Here is a 25,269-nt window from a genome sequence, read left to right on the forward strand (position 1 = left end):
ATTAAAGTGTATGCAGGATGACTTGTCCAGTGCAGAGGATATTTCCTCTGCAAAAATACTTGTAACAGGAAGAGTTCAGGGAGTATATTTTCGCAGGTTTACTGTAGATAATGCCCAGAAACTCGGACTGACCGGTTTTGCCCGTAATCTTCCAGATGGCAGAGTAGAGGTTTTTGCAGAAGGTAAAGTTGCTTCTATCCATAAACTCATTGATTTTCTGCATATAGGTCCGGCTCTTGCAAATGTTGAAGATGTCAATGTGGAGTGGTCAGAACCTGCAGGTGAGTATACAGATTTCTCCATAAAGCGCTGATTTTCTTTATTTAATCTTTTTTATTAATTTTCACATTTATTCCAGATGTCAAAATATTATATCCATACTAAACGTATGTCTCTTTATGTCGGATGAAAAAATCTTCTATACAGGCATTGATAGGTTATATGGAGATGAATAAGACTTTCGATAAAGCAGATACTGTCGCAGTTGATGATGTTATTGTTTCCTGGTCATCCTACTCGTCCAGTTATTCCGATTTCACTGTAAAAGAATAACTGTGGGTTCATTTTTTAAATTTCATCATTCCAAAATTAGTTTTTCCGTTTATCTTTAATAGTCTGAAGTTGATTGCTAATCAATGGAAAACGTTGTCTTAGTAAGATATGGTGAACTGGCTTTAAAAAGCACAGGAGTTCGTAATTGGTACGAGAAGACCCTTGTAAAGAACATAGGCTCAATGCTTGATCATCGTGGAATTCCTTATTCAAAGATATCCCGGGAATGGGGTAGGATATTCATCGAAAGTGATGATCCAGAAGCTGCAAAAGCAGCAGCAGATGTTTTTGGTGTAGTGTCAACATCATTTGCAAGGGTAGCCGATGCCACCATTGAAGCAGCGGGTTCTTTATGCTCAGAACTTGCTGATGGCTACATCTCAGAAGGTCAGTCCTTTGCAATAAGGGCAAGGCGTACCGGGAACCATTCTTTTTCATCCCGTGACATTGGTATGAAATGTGGCGATGCAGTCTGGAAGATGCTGGAATCTAAGGGGATAACTCCTTCAGTTGATCTTACTAATCCAGACAGAGAAATTTTTGTGGAAATGCGGCAGAGCAAATCCTATGTTTTCACAGAGACAGAAGAAGGCGTTGGAGGACTTCCATTGGGTACTCAGGGAAAGATGGTCTCACTTATGTCAGGAGGTATTGATTCACCTGTTGCCACATGGATGATGATGAAAAGGGGAATTGAAGTAATTCCTGTTTACTGCAATAACACTCCTTATAACGATGAACGTGCTCACAAGCGTACAATAGATTGCCTCAAAGCTCTTCAGGAATGGTGTCCGGGGCATCCTTTTAAATTATATGAAGTTCCACATGGTGCAAACCTTCGTCAGTTTATCGATAAATGTTCAAAGAACAAGACCTGCCTTTTGTGCAAACGTACGATGTATCGTATTGCTATGGAGATTATGAAGAAAGAAGGTGCTTCAGGCATCGTTACCGGATCCTCAATTGGTCAGGTAGCTTCACAGACAACTTTTAACATGTATGCTGAGTTGTATGGTCTCTGTGTTCCGTTGTACCATCCGTTGATAGGTCTTGATAAGAATGAGATTATTGATATTGCAAGAAAAATAGGCACATACGATATTTCCATCCGTGAGACAGGTGGTTGTGGTGCTGTGCCGATACATCCGGAAGTAAAAGCCGGAATGGATTCGATGATTATTGAAGAAGAAAAAATAGATATTGAAACTCTTGTTGATTCCTCAGTGAAAAATGCGAATATTTTGAGAATTGATCTGGAATAATTATTTTATTATTTTTCACGGGTGCGCATATTTTGCACATTAACAAGGGATGATATTTTAACGCTATAATATTATATTCTGATTACTATTCATTTATAGCTTTGTGTTTTCATCATGCTATCATAATATTTCTCTTTTTTGAAAGTAATACATAATACTTATATACTATTATCTACAATGCACATTTAGGCGCACAAACTCACAGCAAAGTGAATTTTTAGCACAAATTTCATCCTTTATCTCTCGTCCATTCCCTCAATTATTCCCGTGCGCCTAAACTCTTTTTTAAAACCAAATAAATTTTGTTGTTTTTTTTTCTAATTATGTTATTTTTGATAATCTGCAATATTCCTTTTGCAGTCAAGAGCAACTCTTATATAAATATCCCACCTATAATAATCTTGTAATTATAATAATGCAAATACTTCTTATCAGTTGGTTTTTATGAGTGAACTTCCATGGGAGAATAAAAAGATAGCAGAGGTAATGGCCTCAGTAGAAGATGAGTCCTCATCAGATGCTTCAGGTACCTCTGAACTGAATAAAAGTTCTACACCACCTATTCCCGACATACTGGCAAATGCATTTGCCGATACACCAATGGAAGAGGCAAAAATAGAGGTAGATGAAAACGAACAGGGTCAGGCAGATGATGTCACACAACAAATGGAAACTTCTCCTTTCGGTGACTTACCAGACCTTTCCGCATTAAGTGGTAATCCACCGGTTCCTTCTCTTTCTGAAGAGAAAGTTTCCCCTCCTGAATTACCACCATTTATGAAACCTTCGGAGGATTCTGAAATTGCCGGTGCTGGTAAAATTCCTTCTCCGGAAAAGCCTGTTGATCTAGGTGGGATTATTTCTCCCGGCTTCCAACCGGCCAGACCAGTTCCTCCAAAACAAGGCAATCCTATGAAAAAAAGATCTCCTCCTCCACTATTTGAACCACAGATATTCTCTGACGAAGAATCTGAAGAACTACCTTCAGTTGAAAACACAGCACCTCCTGTTCCTTCATCTCTTCCAACAGATCAGTTCCCTCCGATGGGCACGCAGTCCGAAGATAAACCTCCTTTTCCGAAGTCATTTCCCCCATCAGAATCATCTGCAGAGCCAAATCCATTTGAAGTTGCAGATGACAATATTCCTCTCACTGATTCTTTTGCTCCTACCGAGTCTGCTGTAGGCTCCAATCCATTTGAGGTTTCCGATGGCAATGCACCTCCCACTGATCCCTTTGCTCCTACCGAGTCTGCTGTAGAATCCAATCCATTTGAAGTTTCCGATGGCAATGCACTTCCCACTGATCCCTTTGCTCCTTCCAAGTCTGCTGTGGAACCCAATCCCTTTGAGGTTTCCGATGGCAATGCACCTCCCACTAATCCTTTTGCTCCTACCGAGTCTGCTGTAAGCTCCAATCCCTTTGAGGTTTCCGATGGCAATGCACCTCCCACTAATCCTTTTGCTCCTACCGAGTCTGCTGTAGAATCCAATCCATTTGAAGTTTCCGATGGCAGTGTACCTCCTACTAATCCTTTTGAGGATTCTGTATCTGGTCAAGCTCCAACTAATCCATTTGGCGAACCCATTTCGGACATGGGTAATTCCACGGAAAAGAAAAGTAATGCACTAAAAGGTTCAGTAAAGGTGCCAATAGATATGGGCTCACTTAAGAAGAACCTGGAAGGACTTTCCGGTATCACAAAAGGTTTGTTAAAAAATCTCACAAAAGGCAAGAGCCTTATTGAAAGAATGGAGGACATGCGCGAGGAAGTAGATATTGCCGAGAATGTAAATAATACTCCTGATACAAGGCGTTCCCCATCAGATTCGCCTTTTGATGCTGATCCTTTTGCTGTACCGGAGAACGTAGATTTTAATCCCTTTGCTGTTCCTGATGAGCCAACGAATATGAACTCTATGGAATCTACCAAACCAGAAAAATCCTCTCAGGAAACTGAAGAAAGCAAAAAAGGTGAGAACATTGAGGATATAGTTCATGTAACGCCCATAGAGAAGCCTATTATGGAGATGAAGGACGAATATCTGGCAGATATTGAAGATGATGGTGATGTCGGAACAGGCGAAATAGATACTTTTGAAAAGGATGAGTTAATTCCGGATTCAATTTCTGTTTCAAAAGATATTATTTCTGAGGAATCTGGTCTGAACGTTACATCAGGATTTGGTGATGCCGGAGTTGAAAAAGATTCTGATATTTCTGAGCAGTTCACAGGTCTTGTTGCGGAAGAAAGCTCTTCTTCTTCAGGAACGGAACTCTCAAAGAAGGTTCTTTCCAGAGAATTAAAGAACATAAAAATAGACGCAGATAAAAAGTTTGAGAATTTTGAAGGTGAACTTGGAACTCTCAAAACGGATATTGGTGACATTGGCACACAATTCTCATCACTGAATACTGAAGTTGAAAATGTTTCTCAGAAAATCATGGTTCTCAGTGAATCCGTAGCTGCTGCTGTAAGTTCAAGTGAGAGTGCATTATCTCAAAACAATGCTCGTTTTGATGGAATAGAGGGAAAGATGGCTCTGATAGAAAGTCAGGTTTCAGAATTTGAGTCTTCAGTTTCTTCTCTTCAATCTGATAATGGTTCCATCAGGTCTGACCTTTCACTTATAGAAGAAAATGTATCTGAACTTGTAGGTTCTTATACGGCTCTTCTTGCTCAACTACACGAATCATTGCAGGAAAATGAAGCTAAATTTGAAGTGCTTGCTGATTTGTCATCTAAGATCGATTCTTTTGGAACCAGAGTGGATGGCATTGAGAAATTGCAGGAAGAATCCAGGTCAACCTCAAAAGAATTCTCAAGGTCTATGTCATCTGTAGTTGACAATCTTGGAAAGGTCTCTTCAGATTTCCGGGAATTTAGAGAGGGTTACGAAAATAAAAATACAGAATTGCTTGAAAAAATAGAATCTCTTACTGAATATATGGAAAGCGAGCTAAAAAAACTTGGTGCACGAAGTTATAAGGGATTCGGACAGAATGTCCATCTTTCCAATATTGTGAAAAATTCCAGCAATATGAAGCTCTGTATGGAATGGCTTGAATTCCTGATGGAACTTGTAGGTCGTAACAACCTGCCGGATATATTGTCTTACTATGAAGAACTCGGCTGGATCACTGAGAAAGTAAGAATGGAGCTCCTGCATTATGCTGATGGCATTGATTTCTACATGGAGAAGCCTGACTGGAAACTAACTCCGGATGACCATGTCAAATCTATATGGTTCATTGAAAGCCTTGCAGGTATGAAGGTTGATAAGAACAGGCTTTCTGTTATAGAAAGAGATATTGAGAAGGTCAAAAAAGGATCTGAGATCTACGGTATATAAGTTATTAAAAGAACAATAGATGTTTGAGGCCAAATGGCCATCAAACAAATCGTTTTTGCTAAAATGTGTTTTGTTAGTTTAGAACATTACTTCCAGTTTATCAGCATAGTCTGCGACCATTGGCACTCTGTATATCTCTCCATTGAATGCTTTAAACATCAGGAGTAGCCAGAGAACAAGTGCGACCATTGATAATACAAATGCTATTAACCATCCAAGGAATGGTATGAATCCCAGAACAATATTTAATATGAATACGGCACCAAATAAGACCGTAGACTGTGCTGCATGGAAACGCACAAATTGATTTTCTTTTTCAATAACTAATAATAATATGCCAGTAATAAATCCTAAAACATAGGCTATTAATCCGGCGATATTTTCGCTTACTCCTAAATTAGTTTCGCTCATAGTAACTCTCCATATAAATGTATATTTTTTTAATGGTTCATTTATGATTACAAATAACAATTGATATATTTATGACCTTTAATTCACCACATACTTAACTGTTAATAAAATGACATGTTATTTGTAAGATTTATATATATTTAAACATATCTATTTAATTCATTTCTTATTATGCTGAATGTATTGATTTCTATATGGAAAACCTGAATATAGGCTCACTTCTGATGGCTGCTTCAGGTCTATATGTTTTACAAAAGCTTTGCATGCTGAAAGTTGAAAATAGCTCAGAATCAATGAATATAAGATGATTTTGGTTTTTATCTAAAAAAAGAATTATGCTGCATCATGTTTCAACACAGCATAGTTATTACGATACTATTAGTTGTTCCTTGATTTCACTCTGCCAGTTCAAACGTTGCATAAGCAAGGATCACTGTACTGATAGGTGCTGTAATGAGAAGTCCGATTCCCAGAAGCAGCGCGCCGATCATGTTGAGTACGATAGTTATAACATAAACAACAATACTCTCTACAGGAGATGTCTTAACAATTTCAATACTCTCTGTAATGGCTTCAATTCCACCGGTTCCTTCTTTTATAACGAGAAGTGGCATTGAAAACATGAAGAGTATTCCTATTATGGTGCTGAGTATCGATGCTATCTCTCCAAGTATTCCGGCGACTACCAGATATATGATCATAAATGTCCAGCTTCGGATGAAATTGTCCTTGCTAAAACCTACAAAAACATCATTTATCTCTATCATCTCTCCTCTTGCTCCCTTAATGGCCATGGATGTAAATCCATAAAAAAGAGGCGCGATGGTAACTATCAATATAGATCCTATTGCAGTTATTAAAAGACCGACAACAAATGTAACAATATTCTCTTTTACAACATTCCAGGAATTTTTCAATAATAATTCATAGTCCAACATACCACGTCCTGTATATAATTATTTACAATGACGTGTGGATTTGGAAAGTATATATACTTATCTATAGTATTATATTAAAAAAAGAAAAAGGTTGACGCAAGATGCGTCATTAGTTATTTAATTATGCTTAGAACCTGACATCCATGTCAGAAATTAGCTGCTGACTTGTGACATCAATAATCTTTACATTTATAGTTTCACCGGATACTGCTACAGCTCCACCATCACCATTTGTGAGATTGCTTGTGTCAAGGTATAAGTCTCCGGCTGTGTCAGCATAGATGTACATTACATCTCCTGCATCAAAGTTAGCTGCATCGCCTGTTACATCGAATGTTGCAGCGCCTTCTGTAGTTGTGTTTCCTGATATGGAAACTGTTGTTCTAGATGACGAAAATACTACTTGGTCGCCGCCCTGATGCTCAAGTTTGATAGTAGCGTTGTCACCAATATCTGCAGCAGATGCTCTTACACTTGCCTGTGGTGCCTGTTCTGGTGGTCCCATGCCGAATACAAACGCTGCGATAACTGCAGCAAGGATGACAGTGATTGCGACCATCAGGATTACTCCTATGACCGGAGATACTGCATCCTCTCCCTTAAGGAATTGGTTTGCTTTGCTCATAATTTGTTCCTCTCTTGTTCAAAAAACTATACTTTCTTTTGCTTTTTTTTCTGGACCACTTTTTCAAGTTTCTTGGTCCACATTTTATCGTCGAGGTCGGTATATTCGCACTCGAGATAATGTTGCACTGCCATACTCAAGGCTTCTTTTGTTGACGACTCATTACATTTCTTCTTCAAAGCCGCCAGTTCATCTTCCGTGAGTACCGTTTGTGCATGTACAATTTTAACCATTGTATCTCCTGATTGTTTGAATCATCTGATGAACTTAGCCGTTCAAACCATCATCATTATAATCATAATGAAAATTGTATATAAACTTTGTTACCTGCTCAAAAGCAATTTAAAGGTTCATCCGACTTTTACAGGCCATATTATATATTTGTGAAAATATATTCTATTGCGGAATTTAATGTTACTGCAATCGTCAAATTTTTCTTTTATTGGAGTTATTTACTAACTTTTGATTTTACAAAGCTGGCAGAGCTATCAGAATGATTTTATTTTTTTATATCCTCTAAGAGAATTCCGTCACTCACAAATATACTTTTTCGTTGTTCTCTCTGAGCTTAGCGTAAGTACTTTCATCGGCAAAAACAAAATAGCACCTCATCTATTATGCTACTCTATAGTTGTCAACATCATTTAGAGTTCATCCAAAATTAATTAAAAATTAACAAATGAAGGAAAATTCATGTCATCCAGTCGATTTATAATTACTGTTATTGGTATCGATAAAGTTGGTATTGTTGCGGGTATCACGCAGACTATGGCTCAGTATAATGTTAATATAGTTGACATCAGTCAGACGATCATGGATGATCTGTTCACCATGATCATGCTGGCGCAGATAAATGAAGACAATTTCGATCTGGCTGCTTTTCAGCAGGCAATGTCTGCTAAAGGAGAAGCCCTCGGTGTGGAAGTAAAAGTTCAGAACGAAGATGCTTTCCGTTTCATGCACAGGATCTGAGGTGTTGCCATGCTTGTTCATCCTGAAGAGATCCTTGAAACAATCAAAATGGTGAGTAATGAGAACCTTGACATAAGGACGGTAACCATGGGTATCAGTCTGCGCGGCTGCAGTCATCCTGATATAGATACTTTCAATGAGAATGTCTACAACCGGATTATGTATTACGCGAAAGACCTCGTAAAGACCACCAATGACATTCAGAACCTTTATGGAATTCCCATTATCAACAAACGTATTTCTGTTACTCCGATAGCTATCGTTGCTGAAAGTTGTGATGCAACAGATCTTACATCTGTTGCGCAAACACTTGACAAAGCTGCTGAAGATGCAGGTGTTGACTTCATAGGTGGTTTCAGTGCGCTGGTACAGAAAGGCATGACTCCCGGTGACCTGAAACTTATCAGATCCATTCCCGGTGCTCTTGCCAGTACTAATAAAGTATGTTCTTCAGTCAATGTGGCAACCACTAAAGCAGGAATCAACATGGATGCAGTTGCCCTTATGGGTAAAGTCATCAAAGAAACCGCAGAGATGACAAAGGACAATTCCGGAATCGGTTGCGCGAAACTGGTGGTCTTTGCCAATGCTCCGGAAGACAATCCATTTATGGCTGGTGCTTTCCACGGTGTCGGTGAGCCGGATTGCGTTATAAATGTTGGCGTGAGTGGTCCTGGAGTTGTCAACTCAGCGGTGCGTGGTCTAAAAGATCCTACACTGGGCGACATTTCCGAATGCATCAAGAAGACCGCTTTCAAGATAACCCGAATGGGTGAAATGGTGGGTCGTGAAGCTGCCCGCAGGCTCCATGCACAGTTCGGAGTGCTCGACCTTTCTCTTGCTCCAACTCCTGCCATAGGCGATAGTGTTGCTGCAATCCTTGAGGCCATGGGTCTGGAAAGCTGTGGTACTCACGGCACAACTGCTGCACTTGCACTATTGAACGATGCTGTCAAAAAAGGCGGAGCTATGGCCTCTTCTTCAGTTGGTGGTCTCAGTGGTGCTTTCATTCCGGTCAGTGAGGATGAAGGTATGATCAGAGCTGTGCAGCGGGGTTCTCTCTCACTGGACAAACTCGAAGCCATGACAAGTGTTTGTTCTGTTGGTCTTGATATGATAGCAGTCCCCGGAAATACACCCTCTTCAACGATCTCAGCTATCATTGCCGATGAAATGGCCATAGGTATGATAAACAAAAAGACAACTGCTGTCAGGGTTATACCAGCTCCGGGCACAAAAGTTGGCGATTCAATAGAATTCGGAGGTCTGCTTGGAAGTGCTCCGGTGATGCCTGTTCATGATTTCAGTTCAGAGCAGTTCATTTCAAGAGGTGGCCGTATTCCTGCACCTATACAATCACTTACCAACTGATACTAACTGATTGTTTATTTTTGCTTTAAAAAGAAAACTGGATGATCATATGATAATAACTCTCATCGGTATGCCTGGTGCAGGCAAAAGTTCTGCAGGACACAAACTGGCCTCTATGCTTGGCTATCAGTTCATCGACACGGACAAACTGGTAATCGATGATTCCGGAAAAGGTTTGCAGGACATTGTTAATGACCTGGGAGATGTAGCGCTGCTGAAGGCAGAGGAGCAGAGTATTGTTACTATGAACCTGAAAGACAATAGCATCATTGCCACCGGTGGCAGTGTCGTCTACTCGGAAAAAGCAATGAATTTCCTGAAAGGACATTCAGTTATTGTTTATCTTGAGGTTCCCTTTGGAACTATTGTTACTCGCCTGTCCAACCTCACAACCCGTGGTGTTGTTGGGCTCAAAGAAAAAGGTCTGCACGGTCTTTATGAAGAGAGGACTGGTCTTTACCTGTCCTTTGCAGATCACATAATTGAGGTTGGCAGAAAAGATAAAGTGATGGATGTTGTAAATAAAATAAGGAAAGAGTTAATGCTATAACCTCTTTTCTGAATTTTGCGGATAAAAGCTAACATCATTTGTCCTTAGTATCCCACCATATCTTAACACGCCTGGAACAGGCATCATAAATATAGTTACCATCTTCTTTTTTAAGAGTCTCTTCCAGATATTGCTTCAATATTTCCTTCTGCTCATCATTCTCAATTGAGAAATGGCTTGACAGATTGTCGACTGCTTCATCAAGTGTTGCGTAGTTTTCAGTTCTTCCAAGTGTGAATGTCTCCATATTTGGATAAATTCCCATCTGGTACAGCACATTGAAGAGTACATCACATTTTGGTGTAATGAAATATTCAGTTCCGTGCAACCTTGGCCATATATCAATTGAATGTTCGTCCCATGATGTGTTTCCTGCAAACCAGTAGAGGTAGATGTATCCTGAAGCCACTGCAAGCATATCTTCTATAGCTTTGCGGATGTCCGGCATTCCCAGTGAGAATGAGGCAATAATTACATCATATGGTCCTTCAAGGTCTTTTTCAACATCAATGTCCTCCCATCTTTTCCTGACTATATTGATATTGTTTCTTCCGTAAGCGACCATGTTCTCTTCCAGAACTTCTATCATACCGCTTGAAGGTTCCACAGCAGTTACATGTTTCACCTTTTCTGAAATTGGAATTGCAAGTGTTCCGGGTCCGGCACCAATATCAAGAACCCTGGATTCTGGAGTAATGTTCAAACCACTGATAACATCCCGTGCTCTTTGCTGGTTGTTTCTTTGCGACATCTCCCAGAATCTTTTTGCGTTTTCTTTTTCTTCCCATATTGAAGCGCACTCTTTCTTGTTTCCACTTTCAAGATGTCTTTTCATTTGCTCTATCCAGACATTGCCCCAATCTATGTCAATTACCATTTTTTTCCTCTGGGTTTGTTTTTGATCATCATCCTTTTTTATCTGCTTAAACCGGTATTACAACCGATACATCCTGAAAGTTCTGTATTGTCACAGGAACTCCATAGACTTCCCTGATGATGTCCGGTGTTATATCTTCCATATTTCCTGCTGCAAATATGGTTCCGTTCTTCAGGAACAGGAACTTATCAGAGTATCTGAATGCAAGATTCAGGTCATGCATTGTCATGATAGCAGAAACATTCTCTTTTCTGACAACCTCTTTTACGGTATCAAGTATCTCAAGCTGATTTTTCAGGTCCAGGCTACTTGTTGGTTCATCCAGCAGCAGAAGTTTGGGATTCTGTGCGATTGCTCTGGCAATTCCTACTTTCTGGAGTTCTCCGCCACTCATCTCATCAATGTAGCGCAGTGCCATGTCATCAAGACTTAGTTTCTTAATCGTATCTTCTACTATCATTACATCCTCTGTTGAAATGTTCCATTTCATGTGTGGCATTCTTCCAAGCAGTATCGCATCAAAGGCTGTGAGTCTTGCAGGTTCGCAACGCTGTGGCACATAACCAAGTCTTCTGGCAATCTCTATCTGTTCCAGTTTGAGAACGTCCTCATCTTCAATGAGAACTGTTCCTCTTTTTGGTTTTAGAATTGCGTTCATGCATTTGAGCAGTGTGGTTTTTCCCACACCGTTTGGTCCGAGGATCGAGAGTATTTCGTTTCTTTTAAGCTCAAATTTTATATCTTTCAATACTTCCTTGCTTTTGTACTGAAATTCCACTCCGTCTACTTCTAATATCATATTTTCCTTCCTCCCAGTATAAGATAAATGAATGTAGGTGCACCCAGAAATGATGTAAGCACTGCAACCGGGAGCTGATATGGATCGATCATAACCCTTGCTGCTGTATCAGCGCAGAGCAAAAGCAGCGATCCCATGATCATACTTCCGATTATCAAAAACCTGTGATCATCACCGATTACCCTGCGGGCCATATGGGGGCAGATGAGCCCTACAAAACCGATGACCCCAAGGAACGCAACGATTATGGCGGTAACAAGTGATGCACACATCATTCCGCGCACACGCACCTTTTCCACATTAACACCAAGACCTTTTGCAGTTTCATCTCCTGCGTCAATGGCATTGTATTTCCATCGTTCCAGCAGGAAATAGATAACTGAACCCAATGTTATCAAAGTTATAAGTGCCAGCTCGCTCCAGCTTGCCCTTGAAACATCACCAAAGGTCCAGAAAACCATGGATGCAAGCTGCACATCGTCTGCAAAGTACTGTAGGAACATCGTACCTGCTGAGAACAGGGATCCCATTGCAACACCGACGAGAATCATTACCTCAGGTGTCACTCCTCTGAATCTTGAGAAGGCAAGTATGATGACCGTTGCAGCAAGTGCAAACACAAAGGCAACTACTGTGGTAGTATATGGATTACTGATGACCACTGCATCACCAACACTACTATGTGTGGAGCCGGTTCCAAGCGCCATTACTGAAAAAGCAGCTCCAAAGGCAGCAGCGTTTGAGATTCCAAGGGTGAAAGGTGAACCCAGGGGATTTCTGAGTATTGACTGCATAACCACACCGGATACAGCAAGTCCGGCCCCTGCAACAATGGCAGTGAGTACCTGAGGCAGGCGTATGTTCCATATGATGCTGTCCCATCTGACTGAAACTGTATGTCCTGTGAGGGTCTGCATAACCTCTATGGGTGGAATGTCAACCGATCCAATTGATATCGAAAGTATCAGCATCACAAAGAGAAACAAAATACCTGACAGTATGTATGTGTATTTCCTGCCGGTATGTTCCCTGTAACGTCGGCTGATATCGCCTTCATCCCCGGTTGTTTTATTTGGTATTTTCACCATTTCTTCACCCTTGTTTTTTTCTTACGCTATTGTCTGATTGCTATTGTCTTAATTTTACAGTTTTTCACATGAAAACTCAGACATCCAGTTCAGTGAATGCAGGTGTACCAAAGGCGTTTATCATCATGTCAGCGACCTCTCTGCCAAGTTCTTCATCGCCATCACATACGAGGAATGTGTATATTTCCGCGGTCTTGTCCTCTATGTCAACATCTTCGAATTTTTCAGGATAAAGCAGCTTTCCTGCATAGTAGGAATCTGCAAGAACTGAGCCATAGTTCTGGGTGTACCAGTTATATGGCAGTACTCCGTATACATTTCCGGAGTTGACAGCTTGGAGTTGCTGATATGATTCATCATTCTGCAACTGGTAAACAGCACTGTTCTCATCTTCTGATTGCAGGGTTGAGAGGTCAACAAAGAGAATCTCAGGGTCCCACTCGATTATTTTTTCCTTGGCAACTTCCGCAGTGCTTAGGTCCATATCATCATAAGCAACGTTAAGTGCATTGGTGAAGAGGAATGGAGGATAGGTCGGCTCTGTGGATTGCAGTCCGTGTGGACCTGCCCTTGCAATTCCACCAACATAGCATGATGTTTTTTCTTCATCAGACACGTCAGATGTTCTCTCATTGAGGTCTGCAATTGTTTCATCAAAGAATGTGATAAGTTCTTCTGCACGTTCTTCTTTATCCATGACCTTTCCGTAAATTCTGAGTGCCTGGTACATATCTTCTCTGTTGTTTACCATGTCTCCATAGTTCACGACAACTACGGGAATTCCTGTTTTATCCTGAAGTTCAACCGGATCATAGCCGGATGCGGAGTATGTTTTGAGTATCACGTCTGGCTGAGGTTCAAGTGCCAGTATCTTTTCAGGATCATCATTCCCCCTGAATTCTCCGAAAACAGTGTAATCGGTTGCAAACTGAGGGTTTGCAAGTGCATAAGGTCTTGCATCATATGGATTATCTCTGGATTCAATACTGTCAACTGCAATGATCCTGTCTTCCGATTCGATGTATGTCAGAAGACGAAGTGATCCTGAACCAGAGCAAATTACATTTTCAATTGTATCTGGAATTTCAACTTCTCTTCCCATTGCATCTGTAATGATTATAGTAGCAGTGGATTCTGTGTTTTCTTCCTGTGATGTTGAACTGTCTGTGCATCCTGATGTGAATGTTGAGATACAAAGTATCAGTACAAGTAAAACAATTGTTTTGAGTTTTATGTTTGTCATTCTTTCATCCCTTTTGTTATTATCTTTGCACGACTAATGCCAAATTAGTATTAAAATATTACTGTTTAGTGCTACATATTCGAATGAATATCTTTTTATCTCATAACATTGTTAGTCAGCATAACACAGTAACACAAAAGTTCAAGAAAATAACAATTAATATGGCATTATTTATATAAACTACACGCTGGTTTATTGTGGTTTATTGTTTTCGCATTCCTTTACAGGATAAGTACGAAGTTTTGTCATGATATTTCTTGTAAGGAGCTATCAAAATGAAAAAAATGATGGAAATTTTAATTTTACTGGCTATTGTATCTTTATTAATTGTGCCTGTAAATGCAACTGATGTAAAATACAAGATCAGGAGTAATATATATGACACTACTGATTCTTCACTGAACAGCGGGGATTTCTACTGGGATGCAAACAGTTTTTCTGGATTCTGGTATATGATAAAACCTGGTCTTTCCAGTGAGTTACTTTATTTTGAAAATGATAATTCTTCATCAACCTTCCAGCTTGGAGATACTGTTGCAGAAGGTGCTCTATATTATGTGAGCAAACCACAAATGAAGAAAACCAAGATTGGTGGTTCTGATGATGGAAGTAGTTATATTGTGGATGGGGTTGACCTTAAAAAGTATTATCTTTTAGGTTTCTTCGGTTCCAGTTATATTTGTATGCCTGAAGATTCTTCCTCTCTCTCTGCAGGATGTAATCCTGATAAAATCGCAAAAATACTGGTTGAGTATAAGAGTGACAACAAGAAGCAAATGTTCTCCGGTGAAGAATGGGAACTTGCCGATGGGTGGTCTCTGCTTGTTCAACAGGTTGATGTGGAAGGCGATAAGGTCTGGGTGCAGCTTAATCGTGATGGTGAGGAAGTAGATTCAGACGTGATCTCAGGTAATGCGAACCTTACCAGACCTGAAAGAACTTATCTTTATAAAGACGGTGATGATAATCCTGTATTCTACTGTTACGTAGATTCCATATTCCGTGGATCCGACACTGATTTTGTTGTCTTCAAGTATGCTTTCCTTCGTGGAGATATTACTACCATTGAAACAGGAGACACTTACGGCGTCTTTGAAGTCGATGGTTTTGAAATTCCTTCTGCGATGAATGGCACAGATTATGCAGGCAGCAATTCCAATACTGTCCTGAATACTGGTGATGATGCTATTGTTATGTCTAGTAATGATGATATTAATCTTGATGCAGACAAGATGATAGACCTTTACAGTGGTATGTATCTTAAAACAGAAGATACCAGTGGAAACACTCTGAAAATGTCATTGTGGAAGACATGTACAATGGCTGTTCCTGATGTAGTTGCGGATGATTCTGGATCTTCAGAAGATGATGAAGTGGTGGTTGTGGATCTTGATGAAAGTGAAATTGATGAAGAAACGGACTCTACTTCCTCTACTAACGATGATGAAGAAATTCCCTATGATTCTGATATGGAAAAATCAGGTGTAGAAAGCTCTGCTAGTGCACCGGGATTTGAGCTGGTATTTGGAGTTCTCGGATTGTTTTGTGTAGTCCTTATAAGAAGGAGTTGAACTAAGTTCAAGTTAAAGGCAACAGGATATTTCTAAAATGTCCTGTTCCCTTTTCATCTTTTTCGGTGATTATCATGCGTATTATTATTATTATTATTATTATTTAATATTGAAAATATATGCTTTCTAGTAATTATCATAAGCATTATCACAATCACTAAATAACATTAGTTATTTTACTACCGAGACTAGGAATGGTCAGACAAAAATACAGGAGATTAAAAAGTATGTTATGGGGATTTTCCGTACTCAAAGATGAGCAGATCAAAGCTATCAACGAACTCGAAGAAAAAACAGGTGTTACCCTGCTTGCATTTTCAGGAATTAATATTAGTAATGCCGAACTTACAAAAGAAGACCTCGAATCTATACAGAAACTGGAAAAGGAACTTGGACTTTCCCTTGTTGCTGTTAGTGTAGACTAAACAAACTTTTCCTTTTATTTCTTTTTTTAGTTTAAACAATATTTTTTATTTTATTTCCGAATTCTCTTTTTGAAACACTATAAATTTCAGTTTAAATCTAAATTTATTCTTCAATATTGTATTATTTATATTTTATTGCATGGATTTATATATTATCTATTCTTCTTTTTATAAGAGTGCATGCACTCACAGTTGTATAATTTATGGATAAGGAGGTAATGGACTTGATGGTGTATCAGAGTTTATTCTCTGTTTCTTGTTTTTTGCATAAATTGTATTTAAGCAGATCGAATATTGGCATCAGGATATCCTGGATCATTTACAGTGTATTCTTCAATATTTTTGGCCTACTACTCCTTACATTTCTTAAATTAAATTGTATATCAGCTATTAGGAGAATCATGTGCATGCTCTGTTTTACATGGAAACAACAGATGCAATGTCCATCTTTGGGTAAAACTTTTCCAGATTTATTTTTCTCAAAGGGTGGTTAGATGGATTTAAATAAAGTACGTATCAGTCACAAAATAATGGCAGTAACATTGCTTTTAACAATACTGCCGGTAACGATCGTTGGTTTTTATGCCTATGAACAAACAGCTTCAGGGACTCTTTCTCAATTGGAAGATAGCCTGGAAAGTCAAATGTTAATTGAAAAAGATTATGTGGACTCTACCTTTTCTCTAGCGCAGGACAAAGTAAATAGTGACCTTGGAGTTGCAAGGTCTGTTTTTTATTCAAGAGGTGATCCTTCAATCGCTGACGGACAATTGGTGTTAGGTGAGGATTATGTTGTCAACGGCAACTATGAGATCGTTGATAATATCAAGAATATGGTAGGAGGAACAGCTACTGTATTTCAGGTGCAGGACGGGGAAGCTGTAAGAGTTTCTACAAATGTTATCAATAATGAGGGAGAAAGGGCTGTGGGTACTACAGTTTCACAGCCGGTTTATGACGCAGTTGTCAGTAATGGTGAGACTTTCTATGGAAGAGCATGGGTTGTTAATGCCTGGTATCTTACTGCATACGAACCTATTATGAACAGTGCGGGGGAAATTATAGGAATTCTGTATGTTGGTGTGCTTGAAGACCCTTTTATCAATACGATACGAGAGCATATGGGTGAGATCGTCATAGGCGAGACTGGTTATGTATATGTCATGGACTCTGAAGGAAACCTGTTATTGCATCCGAATATGGAAGGCGGAAATATTTATGAGCATGATTTTGCAAGGGAGATAATTTCCAATAAAGAAGGATCTATCGAATATGATTGGGAAGGTCGGGAGAAGATAGCTAGTTTTGCTTATTATGAACCGAACGACTGGTACATAGTTTCAAGCAGTTATACGGAAGAATTCCAAGGTCCGTTGATGGCTATAAGGAACGGACTGATCACAGCTGTTATAATATTTTTAATTCTGGGTATTATGGCATCATTCCTTCTGGGAAGGTCAATATCAGGTGGAATTAAGAAGATAATTACTGACTTTGAGGACATGGCCAATGCCACAATGCAGGGTCAGCTTGACAGAAGGGCAAATACAAATGTGGGAATTGATTTTGAGGCTATTCCAAGAGGTTTTAACCAGGTGCTTGATGCTGTAATAATGCCATTAAATGTGGCTGCCGAGTATGTTGATCGCATCTCCAAAGGTGACATCCCTCCTCATATTACGGATGAATACCACGGTGATTTCAATGAGATCAAGAATAACCTGAACCAGTGTATTGAGTCTATTGCCGCATTGGTTTCTGATGCCAATATGCTCTCTGCAGCTGCGGTCGAAGGTAAACTTGATGTCCGTGCCGATGCTTCCAGGCACAATGGCGATTATCGTTCGATTATAGAGGGTGTTAATGATACTCTTGATTCTGTTATCGGTCCTCTTAACGTTGCTGCCGAGTATGTTGATCGTATCGCACACGGTGATGTACCTCCACATATCAATGATAGATATTATGGCGATTTCAATGAGATCAAGGACAATCTTAACGGATGCATTGATGCTATTAATGCAATGGTAAAGGATGCCAATATGCTCTCTGAAGCAGCCGTCGAAGGTAAATTTGATGTCCGTGCCGATGCTTCCAGGCACTCTGGTGACTATCGCGCAATTATAGATGGTGTTAATGATACTCTTGATTCTGTTATCGGTCCGTTGAATGTTGCTGCTGAATATATTGACCGTATTGCACATGGGGATATTCCACCTCAGATAACTGAGGATTACAGTGGTGACTTTAATGAGATCAAGAATAATCTGAATGGTTGTATTGATGCTATCAATGCACTTGTTTCCGATGCTAATATGCTCTCGGAAGCTGCAGTCGAAGGTAAACTTGATGTTCGGGTAGATGCTTCCAATCATTTCGGTGACTATCGTGCTATCATTGATGGAGTTAATGATACTCTTGATGCTGTCATCGATCCGTTGAATGTTGCTGCTGAATATGTTGACCGCATTGCACATGGAGATATTCCACCTCAGATAACTGAGGATTATAGTGGTGACTTTAATGAGATTAAGAATAATCTGAATGGTTGTATTGATGCTATCAATGCACTTGTTTCCGATGCAAATCTGCTCTCTGAATCAGCCGTTGAAGGTAAACTTGATGTTCGCGCCGATGCATCAAAGCACGATGGTGATTATCGTGCTGTGATCGATGGAGTCAATGATACTCTTGATTCAGTGATAAGCCCTCTTAACGTGGCAGCAGAATACATTGATCGTATTGCTCATGGTGATATTCCGCCACATGTCACTGAAGATTACAATGGTGACTTTAATGAGATCAAAAATAATCTGAATGGCTGTATTGATGCCATCAATGCTCTTGTTTCCGATGCCAATATGTTGTCTGAAGCAGCTGTTGCGGGTAATCTTGATGTCCGTGCCGATGCTTCACAACATGATGGTGATTATCGTGCGATTGTAGAGGGTGTTAATAACACTCTTGATGCTGTCATCAATCCGCTTAACGTTGCTGCTGAGTATGTTGACCGTATTGCTCATGGTGATATTCCTTCCCACATTACTGACGAATATTATGGTGATTTCAGTGAGATCAAGGATAACCTGAATGGTTGTATTGATGCTATTACTTCTCTTGTCTCAGATTCTAATATGCTTTCTGAGGCTGCTGTTGCAGGCAATCTTGATGTCCGTGTTGATGCTTCCAGGCATGACGGTGATTATCGTGCTATCATTGATGGTGTCAATAACACTCTTGATGCTGTTATTGATCCATTGAACGTTGCTGCTGAGTATGTTGATAGCATCTCCCGAGGAGCCATTCCTGATAAGATAACTGATGACTACAATGGTGATTTCAACACTATCAAGAATAATCTCAACCAGTGTATCGATGCTATAAACCTGCTTGTCTCTGATGCCAATATGCTCTCTGAGGCGGCAGTGGCAGGTAAGCTTAATAATCGTGCTGATGTTTCCAGACACTCTGGTGATTATCGTGCAATTGTAGAGGGTGTTAATGACACACTGGATGCTGTAATAGGTCCGTTGAATGTCGCTGCTGAGTATATTGATCGTATTGCCTGTGGTGACATGCCTGATCGTATCACTGATGACTACAATGGTGATTTCAACACTATCAAGAATAATCTCAATACCTGCATTGATTCTATCAATAATCTTGTTGCAGATGCTGATATGCTGGCACGTGCCGGAGTAAACGGGCAGCTTGATATCCGTGCTGATGTTTCCAGACATCAGGGTGATTATCTTAGGATCGTAGAAGGTGTCAACAATTGTCTTGATGCTGTTGTTGACCCTGTGAATGAAGCTTCAAGGGTTATTACTTCTTATGCGGAAGGAAATCTTGATACCAGGGTTGAGGTAGATACCAAAGGTGATTTCAGGGTGCTGAGCGATACTCTGGATGGTTTTGGTGATACTCTGCAGGAAATTATTGAAGATTCATGCGAGGTTCTGGAATCCATCGCTTCCAATGATCTGACAAGGAATGTAAAGGTTCACGGAGTCGGTGATTTCAGAGAGCTTACTGAAGGCGTTGAAAACTGCAGAAACTCTTTGAACGGTATTGTGGCTCTTGTGACTGAAAATGCAGAATCCATAGCTAATACTGCACAGGAAATGTCTGCAGTTACGGAGCAACTTTCATCCAGCGCAGACCAGATCACAGATACTGTGACTGAGATATCGGAGGGTACGCAGCTCCAGGCGAATAAGGCCGAGGAAGTTTCTAGTGCAATGGCTGACATGAGTCGCATGGTTCAGGATGTAGCCACTAATTCTGAGATGGCTTCTCAGAATGCGGTTGAATCTAATGCTCTTATACAGGGTCTTGGGGACATGTCAAAGGACCTGATGCAGATGATGAAAAGCATCCAGTCTGCAGTAGGTGATTCTTCAAGTGTGATCAATGATCTTGATGAGAAGTCTAATCAGATAGGTGAGATAGTGAATCTTATTACTATAATTGCTGATCAGACGAACCTGCTTGCTCTTAATGCTGCAATTGAGGCTGCAAGGGCAGGAGAACACGGAAAAGGATTCGCAGTTGTGGCTGATGAGGTGCGCAAACTTGCAGAAGATTCAGGCAATGCTGCAAAGCAGATATCAGAACTGATCATTAAGATGCAGAGTGGTACAAAAGATGCTGTTCATTCAATGCAGAGAGGTTCTGAAGAAGTTGAAAAGGGTGCTCTCTCTCTTGATAACTCTGTGAAGGCTATCGATGATGTTGTAGAGGCCGGAAATAAGATAGTGAAGATGGTGAAAGAAATCGCGACAGCTACTGAAGAACAGTCTGCTTCGATCGAGGAGGTCAATTCTTCTGTTAATGAAGTGTCTGCCATTTCCGAACAGTCCGCAGCAGGTGCCCAGCAGGCTTCGGCTTCTGTTGAGGAGCAGACTGCTTCCATGCAGGAACTCTCACAATCTGCTCAGGAACTTGCGAATGTTGCTTCCGGAATGCAACTGGTTGTGGCCAAGTTCAAACTGGATACGGAGGCTTCAGTTGTCCAAAGTGAAACTGCTGATGACAGGGCAGATTCTTCCTCTGCAGAAAACCAATATCCTGGGATTTCAAATGATGCACTGATCTAATTCGGTGGAAATTGAGAACTGGTTGGAGAATCGCAGCCTCGTTTATGAGGCTGCATTTTATTTTAATTCTATTTTTTTGGCCTTACAGAGTCCTTATTTGAGCAATATGCAGAAACCTGGCATACTTGTCAAGGTTGTATATTAATAGTTTAAGTTTGACTTTTTTAGTGATTCTAATAAGGAGTTCAAAGCGTTTTCAAATATTCTATTAGATCTTCTATGTCTGAATCTGACATGTCCCACCTTGGCATTGCATAATCCAATACTTCTCCTGATGGATCTTTTCCTTCCCTTATTGCAATCTTGATATCCTCATCTGTATAAGGGTTGTGTTCCTCATGCTCATCAACATGCTCTTCTTCGGATGTCAGAACTTCATAGCTTATATCAGGAGGAATTTTGTTGCTCATCATTATAGGTACTCCACCTTTACCATCTACTCCATGACAACTTACGCAGCTGCCTCCGTGAACATATAGCCAGTGAGGACCATAATCTATTGGTATTTTTTGTCCGGCTTCATTGTATCCGGTATAGTATATCATTTCTCCGTTGGATGAAAACTCTGTAATAACATTCGAATCCAATGATGAATTATATTGCTCCGGATACATGTAACCCGGTTCATGCCAGCGATATGCCTGATCTGGCATGTTATAATTATCATTCATAGGATTCACACAGCCAGATACTAATATTGAGAATCCAGCTACAAGGAATAAAATTAGAATTGATTTCTCCACATTTAAGCCCCAAATAAGCTTATTATGGGCTTGTTAAAATAGTTAATTGATTGGGGTATTTGCAGTTGTAGATAGTTTGTAGAATCTTGATAATCTAATCAAAGCTATTAAACTTCATATTATGTTTGTAAAAAAATTATGGTGCTCCGATGGGGATTCGAACCCCAGTCGCAGGAGTGAGAGTCCTGCATGATTGGCCGTGCTACACTATCGGAGCAATCTGCTTTGCTTATCAGCACCCTTCAAAGTCATTCAAAGCATATTAAGCTTTCGTTTGTCTGAAAATGATGTATGTTTGCGATTTATCACGTTGGAGTAAGAAGCCCACCGTTTTCAAACGGTGGATGAATTACGTCCCTTATTGGAACTACCGTCAATGTATTTCTTAATCGTTTCAGCAGATACTTGACCATGAGTACCAATATAATAGCTTGGTGACCAAAGATGATTTCCCAAAAATTCCTTTTTTCGTAATTCGGGAAACTTCTGAAAAACCCTCTTAGCAGTAACTCCTTTCATAATCTTAACAATATCAGTCGGTGCTATGAATGGTGGTGCAGATATGAAAAGGTGGATGTGTTCAGGCATAACTTCAAGTTCAAGTATTTCCCATTCCTTAGAATCAGCAATTGTTCTTATCTGGTCACCAAGAAACTCCTTCAATTCATCATTCATAACCTGTTTCCGGTATTTAGTACACCATACAATATGATAATTAATTTCATATACAGCAGAACTTGAATATGTCATACATTCCTATAGTTACAAAAGGTATTTAAACACTGTTAACCTATAGGTTTTTAATGCAGAAATCTTACAAGTTTAGATTGTATCCTACCAAACAACAGGAAGTAACTTTAATCAGGACAATTGATGTTTGTAGGCATATCTATAACGAATTTCTTGCAGACCGTAGAAATGCCTATGATAGATGTAATCAAGGATTATCTACTATGGAACAGTTGTATCAGGTTCAGTATCTTGAATTTGATACAGACGTACATTCTCAGGTAAAACAAGATGTAATCAGGAGATTAGGCAAATCATTTGATGCTTTTTTCAGACGATGTAAGAACGGAGAAGCAAAAGTAGGTTATCCTCGGTTCAAAGGCAAGAGACGATATAACAGTTTTACCTATCCCCAATCTGGTTTTAGTATCTCTGGAAAGAAGTTGAAGCTATCGAAGATTGGAGAGATCAAGATAGTTCAGCATCGAGAGATTGAAGGCAAGATCAAGACCTGTACTATTCGCAAAGATGGGAAACAATGGTATGTTACATTCTCTGTAGTCGTTGAGAACAATGTTACACCTGTTGAACCTGTTACCTTTGTAGGTATTGACGTAGGACTCAATTCTCTGGTTACTTTGAGTGATGGTACTCAGATAAATCCTCCGAAATATTATCGCAATACGGAAGGCGAATTAAAAAGACAACAACGTAACCTTAGTCGTAAAAAGAAATTCTCTAACAATTGGAAGAAACAATGTGATAAGGTAAACACCTTGCATCGTAAAATTCGCAATCAGAGAAACGATTTTAACCATAAACTAAGCAGGGAACTCATTAATGCTTACGATTACATAGCTTTTGAAGATCTGAATGTAAAGAACATGGTTAAAAATTCAAGACTATCAAAGTCAATACATGATGCATCATGGAGTGATCTAATTCAGATTACAAAATACAAAGCGGAAGAAGCTGGTAAGTTTGTAGAATTAGTTAATCCATATAACACATCTCAACTATGTAGCAACTGTGGTCAAAAGGTAGAAAAATCATTAGCGGTAAGGACACACAACTGTCCTCACTGTGGATTAGTTCTTGACCGTGACCATAATGCTGCTATCAATATTCTCAATCGTGCTGTAGGAACTACAGTTAAAGCCTGTGGAATTGAGTCGTTGGATTCAATAATGAAGCAGGAAACCACCCTATGAATAGGGTGGTAGTTCACACAAACATACTGTGTGGTGTGCCTTGTTCTTCTTCCTCGGAAACAACCTTTTCATATGCTTCCAGAAGGTCCTGCATTGTTATGCTTTCTCCTCGCCTTCTGAGGACGAACATGCCGGCTTCCTTTGTGATGACTTTAATGTCGGCACCGCTGAGAGCATTTGTCATTCTTGCGAGTTTATCAAAGTCCACATCATCTGCAAGATTCATCTTACGGGTGTGGATCTTAAATATCTCATTTCTTCCCTTCTCATCAGGAAGTGGAACTTCGATTACACGGTCAAAACGTCCCGGACGAAGCAAAGCAGGGTCGAGAAGGTCGATCCTGTTGGTTGCGGCGATGACCTTGACATTCTGTGTTGCGTCAAAACCGTCCATTTCAGCAAGAAGCTGAAGCATTGTACGGTTTACTTCTGCGGAACCTGTGGTACCGTCATGTGTACGCATACCGCCCACTGCATCGATCTCATCAATGAATAGGATTGATGGGGACTTATCGCGGGCCATCTGGAACACATCTTTCACCAGACGTGCACCCTCTCCTACAAACTTCTGAACAAGGTCAGAACCTGACATTCTGATGAATGTGGCGTTTGCCCTTGAGGCAACTGCTTTTGCGATTAGTGTTTTACCTGTTCCCGGAGCTCCGTACATGAGTACGCCGGTAGGTGGTTCGATGCCTATCTTCTCAAAGAGTTCAGGCTCGAGTAGTGGAAGTTCCACAGACTCAATAACCTCTTTAAGCACATCATCGAGGCCGCCTATCATATCATAGTCGATTCCTGGGGAATTGATAAGTTCCATTACCTGCGCACGTACGTCGGCGGCTCTGGTGATTATAGATATAATAGAAAATGCGGCATTCACGCACACTCTCATTCCTGCCTCAACATTGAGGTTGGCAGGGATCTTTGTCACAACTTCCTGATTGTTGCCATGCTGCCTGATAAGTGCCTGTCCATTATCCACTTCCATAACTGTGGCAATGAAGAGTGGTGGAGTTGTGAGCTGCTCTATCTGTCTTTTGAGCTTGTTTGTTTCTTCAAGGTAATTGTTTGCAAGCATGCTTGATTCAAGCAATTTTGCCCGCATGTTCTCGTTGTTGACTTTAAGTAATTCTATCTCATGAAGTAATGATTCTACATCTTTTTCGTCAAGACTGTCAGACTCTATCTGTGTCTTGATCTTTGAACTAATGCTGTCAATTGGTGATTCTGCACTGCTATTTGACATAGGGACTTAGTATGGATATCATCAGATATAAAACCAACTGCATCGTTGAATAGTGCTTTTGCTTGCAGCATCCTTTTTTTGAGTAATTTGTTTTTGTAGAATGCGAATATGCTTTTTCAGGCTTATTCACAAAAAACAATTTTTGTGCCATAAAATCTGTTTATTTCATGTAATAATCATTTTTAATCCTTTAATTATTA

At 40.0% G+C, this 25,269-nt stretch carries 22 protein-coding genes and 1 tRNA gene; 11 read left to right on the plus strand and 12 right to left on the minus strand.

Annotation, left to right across the window (positions count from 1 at the left end):
- The first annotated feature begins 10 nt into the window (after positions 1–10).
- From J2746_RS02000 to J2746_RS02015, 4 genes are all read left to right on the plus strand, one after another.
- Complete coding sequence (locus J2746_RS02000) at positions 11–313, plus strand: acylphosphatase (protein WP_209615401.1); 303 nt, start codon at positions 11–13, stop codon at positions 311–313.
- Between the two features lie 92 nt (positions 314–405).
- Complete coding sequence (locus tag J2746_RS02005; RefSeq protein WP_209615404.1) at positions 406–552, plus strand: hypothetical protein; 147 nt, start codon at positions 406–408, stop codon at positions 550–552.
- Positions 553–635: 83 nt separating this feature from the next.
- The gene (thiI, locus tag J2746_RS02010; RefSeq protein WP_209615408.1) at positions 636–1,814 is read left to right on the plus strand and encodes a tRNA uracil 4-sulfurtransferase ThiI; all 1,179 of its coding nucleotides are present in this window, start codon (positions 636–638) and stop codon (positions 1,812–1,814) included.
- 444 nt (positions 1,815–2,258) lie between these two features.
- Complete coding sequence (locus J2746_RS02015; protein WP_209615411.1) at positions 2,259–5,168, plus strand: FlaD/FlaE family flagellar protein; 2,910 nt, start codon at positions 2,259–2,261, stop codon at positions 5,166–5,168.
- A 78-nt stretch (positions 5,169–5,246) separates the two neighbouring features.
- Here J2746_RS02015 and J2746_RS02020 read toward each other — a convergent pair whose 3' ends face one another.
- The 4 genes from J2746_RS02020 to J2746_RS02035 form a co-directional block, all read right to left on the minus strand.
- On the minus strand, positions 5,247–5,579 hold the full coding sequence (locus J2746_RS02020) for a DUF4870 domain-containing protein (RefSeq protein ID WP_209615414.1): 333 nt from the start codon (positions 5,577–5,579) through the stop codon (positions 5,247–5,249).
- A 395-nt stretch (positions 5,580–5,974) separates the two neighbouring features.
- Positions 5,975–6,517 carry a hypothetical protein gene (locus tag J2746_RS02025; protein WP_245249927.1) on the minus strand — a complete coding sequence of 181 codons (543 nt, stop codon included), beginning with the start codon at positions 6,515–6,517 and terminating at the stop codon, positions 5,975–5,977.
- Positions 6,518–6,644: 127 nt separating this feature from the next.
- Positions 6,645–7,142: a type IV pilin domain-containing protein gene (locus J2746_RS02030; protein WP_209615416.1), complete on the minus strand. Its 498-nt coding sequence runs from the start codon at positions 7,140–7,142 to the stop codon at positions 6,645–6,647.
- A gap of 26 nt (positions 7,143–7,168) precedes the next feature.
- A complete protein-coding gene (locus tag J2746_RS02035; RefSeq protein ID WP_091711067.1) occupies positions 7,169–7,375 on the minus strand; it encodes a DUF5371 family protein in 207 nt (68 codons plus the stop codon).
- 460 nt (positions 7,376–7,835) lie between these two features.
- On the opposite strand from J2746_RS02035, the gene J2746_RS02040 reads away from it, so the two are divergent.
- Genes J2746_RS02040 through J2746_RS02050 form a run of 3 tightly spaced genes read left to right on the plus strand, consistent with a single transcriptional unit; the run spans position 7,836 to position 10,035 of the window.
- Positions 7,836–8,114 carry an ACT domain-containing protein gene (locus J2746_RS02040; protein WP_209615421.1) on the plus strand — a complete coding sequence of 93 codons (279 nt, stop codon included), beginning with the start codon at positions 7,836–7,838 and terminating at the stop codon, positions 8,112–8,114.
- A gap of 9 nt (positions 8,115–8,123) precedes the next feature.
- Complete coding sequence (locus J2746_RS02045) at positions 8,124–9,485, plus strand: PFL family protein (protein WP_209615424.1); 1,362 nt, start codon at positions 8,124–8,126, stop codon at positions 9,483–9,485.
- Positions 9,486–9,534: 49 nt separating this feature from the next.
- Entirely contained in the window at positions 9,535–10,035 is a 501-nt protein-coding gene (locus J2746_RS02050; RefSeq protein WP_209615427.1) for a shikimate kinase, read from the plus strand.
- 34 nt (positions 10,036–10,069) lie between these two features.
- Here J2746_RS02050 and J2746_RS02055 read toward each other — a convergent pair whose 3' ends face one another.
- The 4 genes from J2746_RS02055 to J2746_RS02070 form a co-directional block, all read right to left on the minus strand.
- Entirely contained in the window at positions 10,070–10,912 is an 843-nt protein-coding gene (locus J2746_RS02055) for a class I SAM-dependent methyltransferase (RefSeq protein WP_209615430.1), read from the minus strand.
- Between the two features lie 46 nt (positions 10,913–10,958).
- On the minus strand, positions 10,959–11,711 hold the full coding sequence (locus J2746_RS02060) for an ABC transporter ATP-binding protein (protein ID WP_209615433.1): 753 nt from the start codon (positions 11,709–11,711) through the stop codon (positions 10,959–10,961).
- A complete protein-coding gene (locus J2746_RS02065) occupies positions 11,708–12,799 on the minus strand; it encodes a FecCD family ABC transporter permease (protein ID WP_209615436.1) in 1,092 nt (363 codons plus the stop codon). Before J2746_RS02065 ends, J2746_RS02060 begins: the two co-directional genes overlap by 4 nt.
- A gap of 76 nt (positions 12,800–12,875) precedes the next feature.
- Positions 12,876–14,042 (minus strand): iron ABC transporter substrate-binding protein, encoded by a 1,167-nt coding sequence (locus tag J2746_RS02070; protein ID WP_209615439.1) that lies wholly within the window; start codon positions 14,040–14,042, stop codon positions 12,876–12,878.
- 275 nt (positions 14,043–14,317) lie between these two features.
- Here J2746_RS02070 and J2746_RS02075 point away from each other — a divergent pair, with 275 nt between their 5' ends.
- From J2746_RS02075 to J2746_RS02085, 3 genes are all read left to right on the plus strand, one after another.
- Positions 14,318–15,613 carry an S-layer protein domain-containing protein gene (locus J2746_RS02075; RefSeq protein WP_209615716.1) on the plus strand — a complete coding sequence of 432 codons (1,296 nt, stop codon included), beginning with the start codon at positions 14,318–14,320 and terminating at the stop codon, positions 15,611–15,613.
- A 194-nt stretch (positions 15,614–15,807) separates the two neighbouring features.
- The gene (locus J2746_RS02080; RefSeq protein WP_245249928.1) at positions 15,808–16,038 is read left to right on the plus strand and encodes a hypothetical protein; all 231 of its coding nucleotides are present in this window, start codon (positions 15,808–15,810) and stop codon (positions 16,036–16,038) included.
- A 494-nt stretch (positions 16,039–16,532) separates the two neighbouring features.
- Positions 16,533–21,137, plus strand: a complete 4,605-nt coding sequence (locus J2746_RS02085) for a Cache 3/Cache 2 fusion domain-containing protein (protein ID WP_245249929.1) — start codon at positions 16,533–16,535, stop codon at positions 21,135–21,137.
- A gap of 185 nt (positions 21,138–21,322) precedes the next feature.
- Here J2746_RS02085 and J2746_RS02090 read toward each other — a convergent pair whose 3' ends face one another.
- From J2746_RS02090 to tnpA, 3 genes are all read right to left on the minus strand, one after another.
- A complete protein-coding gene (locus J2746_RS02090) occupies positions 21,323–21,808 on the minus strand; it encodes a c-type cytochrome (RefSeq protein WP_209615442.1) in 486 nt (161 codons plus the stop codon).
- A 211-nt stretch (positions 21,809–22,019) separates the two neighbouring features.
- Positions 22,020–22,097 (minus strand) — tRNA-Glu (locus J2746_RS02095).
- A 116-nt stretch (positions 22,098–22,213) separates the two neighbouring features.
- A complete protein-coding gene (tnpA, locus tag J2746_RS02100) occupies positions 22,214–22,630 on the minus strand; it encodes an IS200/IS605 family transposase (RefSeq protein WP_209615445.1) in 417 nt (138 codons plus the stop codon).
- Positions 22,631–22,683: 53 nt separating this feature from the next.
- On the opposite strand from tnpA, the gene J2746_RS02105 reads away from it, so the two are divergent.
- Complete coding sequence (locus J2746_RS02105) at positions 22,684–23,820, plus strand: RNA-guided endonuclease InsQ/TnpB family protein (RefSeq protein ID WP_209615448.1); 1,137 nt, start codon at positions 22,684–22,686, stop codon at positions 23,818–23,820.
- Positions 23,821–23,833: 13 nt separating this feature from the next.
- Here the strand turns inward: J2746_RS02105 and J2746_RS02110 are convergent, their stop codons facing one another.
- Positions 23,834–25,069, minus strand: a complete 1,236-nt coding sequence (locus J2746_RS02110; RefSeq protein WP_209615451.1) for a proteasome-activating nucleotidase — start codon at positions 25,067–25,069, stop codon at positions 23,834–23,836.
- Positions 25,070–25,269 lie beyond the last annotated feature (200 nt).

This window comes from Methanolobus bombayensis, assembly GCF_017873415.1.
Taxonomy (GTDB): Archaea; Halobacteriota; Methanosarcinia; order Methanosarcinales; family Methanosarcinaceae; genus Methanolobus; species Methanolobus bombayensis.

Bases quoted from the DNA above. Each gene is read 5' to 3' on its own strand.
- J2746_RS02090 (WP_209615442.1), bottom strand. From the start codon at position 21,808: ATGAATGATAATTATAACATGCCAGATCAGGCATATCGCTGGCATGAA.
- J2746_RS02110 (WP_209615451.1), bottom strand. From the start codon at position 25,069: ATGTCAAATAGCAGTGCAGAATCACCAATTGACAGCATTAGTTCAAAG.
- J2746_RS02000 (WP_209615401.1), top strand. From the start codon at position 11: ATGCAGGATGACTTGTCCAGTGCAGAGGATATTTCCTCTGCAAAAATA.
- thiI (WP_209615408.1), top strand. From the start codon at position 636: ATGGAAAACGTTGTCTTAGTAAGATATGGTGAACTGGCTTTAAAAAGC.
- J2746_RS02015 (WP_209615411.1), top strand. From the start codon at position 2,259: ATGAGTGAACTTCCATGGGAGAATAAAAAGATAGCAGAGGTAATGGCC.
- tnpA (WP_209615445.1), bottom strand. From the start codon at position 22,630: ATGACATATTCAAGTTCTGCTGTATATGAAATTAATTATCATATTGTA.
- J2746_RS02025 (WP_245249927.1), bottom strand. From the start codon at position 6,517: ATGTTGGACTATGAATTATTATTGAAAAATTCCTGGAATGTTGTAAAA.
- J2746_RS02045 (WP_209615424.1), top strand. From the start codon at position 8,124: ATGCTTGTTCATCCTGAAGAGATCCTTGAAACAATCAAAATGGTGAGT.
- J2746_RS02055 (WP_209615430.1), bottom strand. From the start codon at position 10,912: ATGGTAATTGACATAGATTGGGGCAATGTCTGGATAGAGCAAATGAAA.
- J2746_RS02005 (WP_209615404.1), top strand. From the start codon at position 406: ATGAAAAAATCTTCTATACAGGCATTGATAGGTTATATGGAGATGAAT.
- J2746_RS02105 (WP_209615448.1), top strand. From the start codon at position 22,684: ATGCAGAAATCTTACAAGTTTAGATTGTATCCTACCAAACAACAGGAA.
- J2746_RS02020 (WP_209615414.1), bottom strand. From the start codon at position 5,579: ATGAGCGAAACTAATTTAGGAGTAAGCGAAAATATCGCCGGATTAATA.
- J2746_RS02040 (WP_209615421.1), top strand. From the start codon at position 7,836: ATGTCATCCAGTCGATTTATAATTACTGTTATTGGTATCGATAAAGTT.
- J2746_RS02060 (WP_209615433.1), bottom strand. From the start codon at position 11,711: ATGATATTAGAAGTAGACGGAGTGGAATTTCAGTACAAAAGCAAGGAA.
- J2746_RS02080 (WP_245249928.1), top strand. From the start codon at position 15,808: ATGGTCAGACAAAAATACAGGAGATTAAAAAGTATGTTATGGGGATTT.
- J2746_RS02085 (WP_245249929.1), top strand. From the start codon at position 16,533: ATGGATTTAAATAAAGTACGTATCAGTCACAAAATAATGGCAGTAACA.
- J2746_RS02035 (WP_091711067.1), bottom strand. From the start codon at position 7,375: ATGGTTAAAATTGTACATGCACAAACGGTACTCACGGAAGATGAACTG.
- J2746_RS02065 (WP_209615436.1), bottom strand. From the start codon at position 12,799: ATGGTGAAAATACCAAATAAAACAACCGGGGATGAAGGCGATATCAGC.
- J2746_RS02050 (WP_209615427.1), top strand. From the start codon at position 9,535: ATGATAATAACTCTCATCGGTATGCCTGGTGCAGGCAAAAGTTCTGCA.
- J2746_RS02075 (WP_209615716.1), top strand. From the start codon at position 14,318: ATGAAAAAAATGATGGAAATTTTAATTTTACTGGCTATTGTATCTTTA.
- J2746_RS02070 (WP_209615439.1), bottom strand. From the start codon at position 14,042: ATGACAAACATAAAACTCAAAACAATTGTTTTACTTGTACTGATACTT.
- J2746_RS02030 (WP_209615416.1), bottom strand. From the start codon at position 7,142: ATGAGCAAAGCAAACCAATTCCTTAAGGGAGAGGATGCAGTATCTCCG.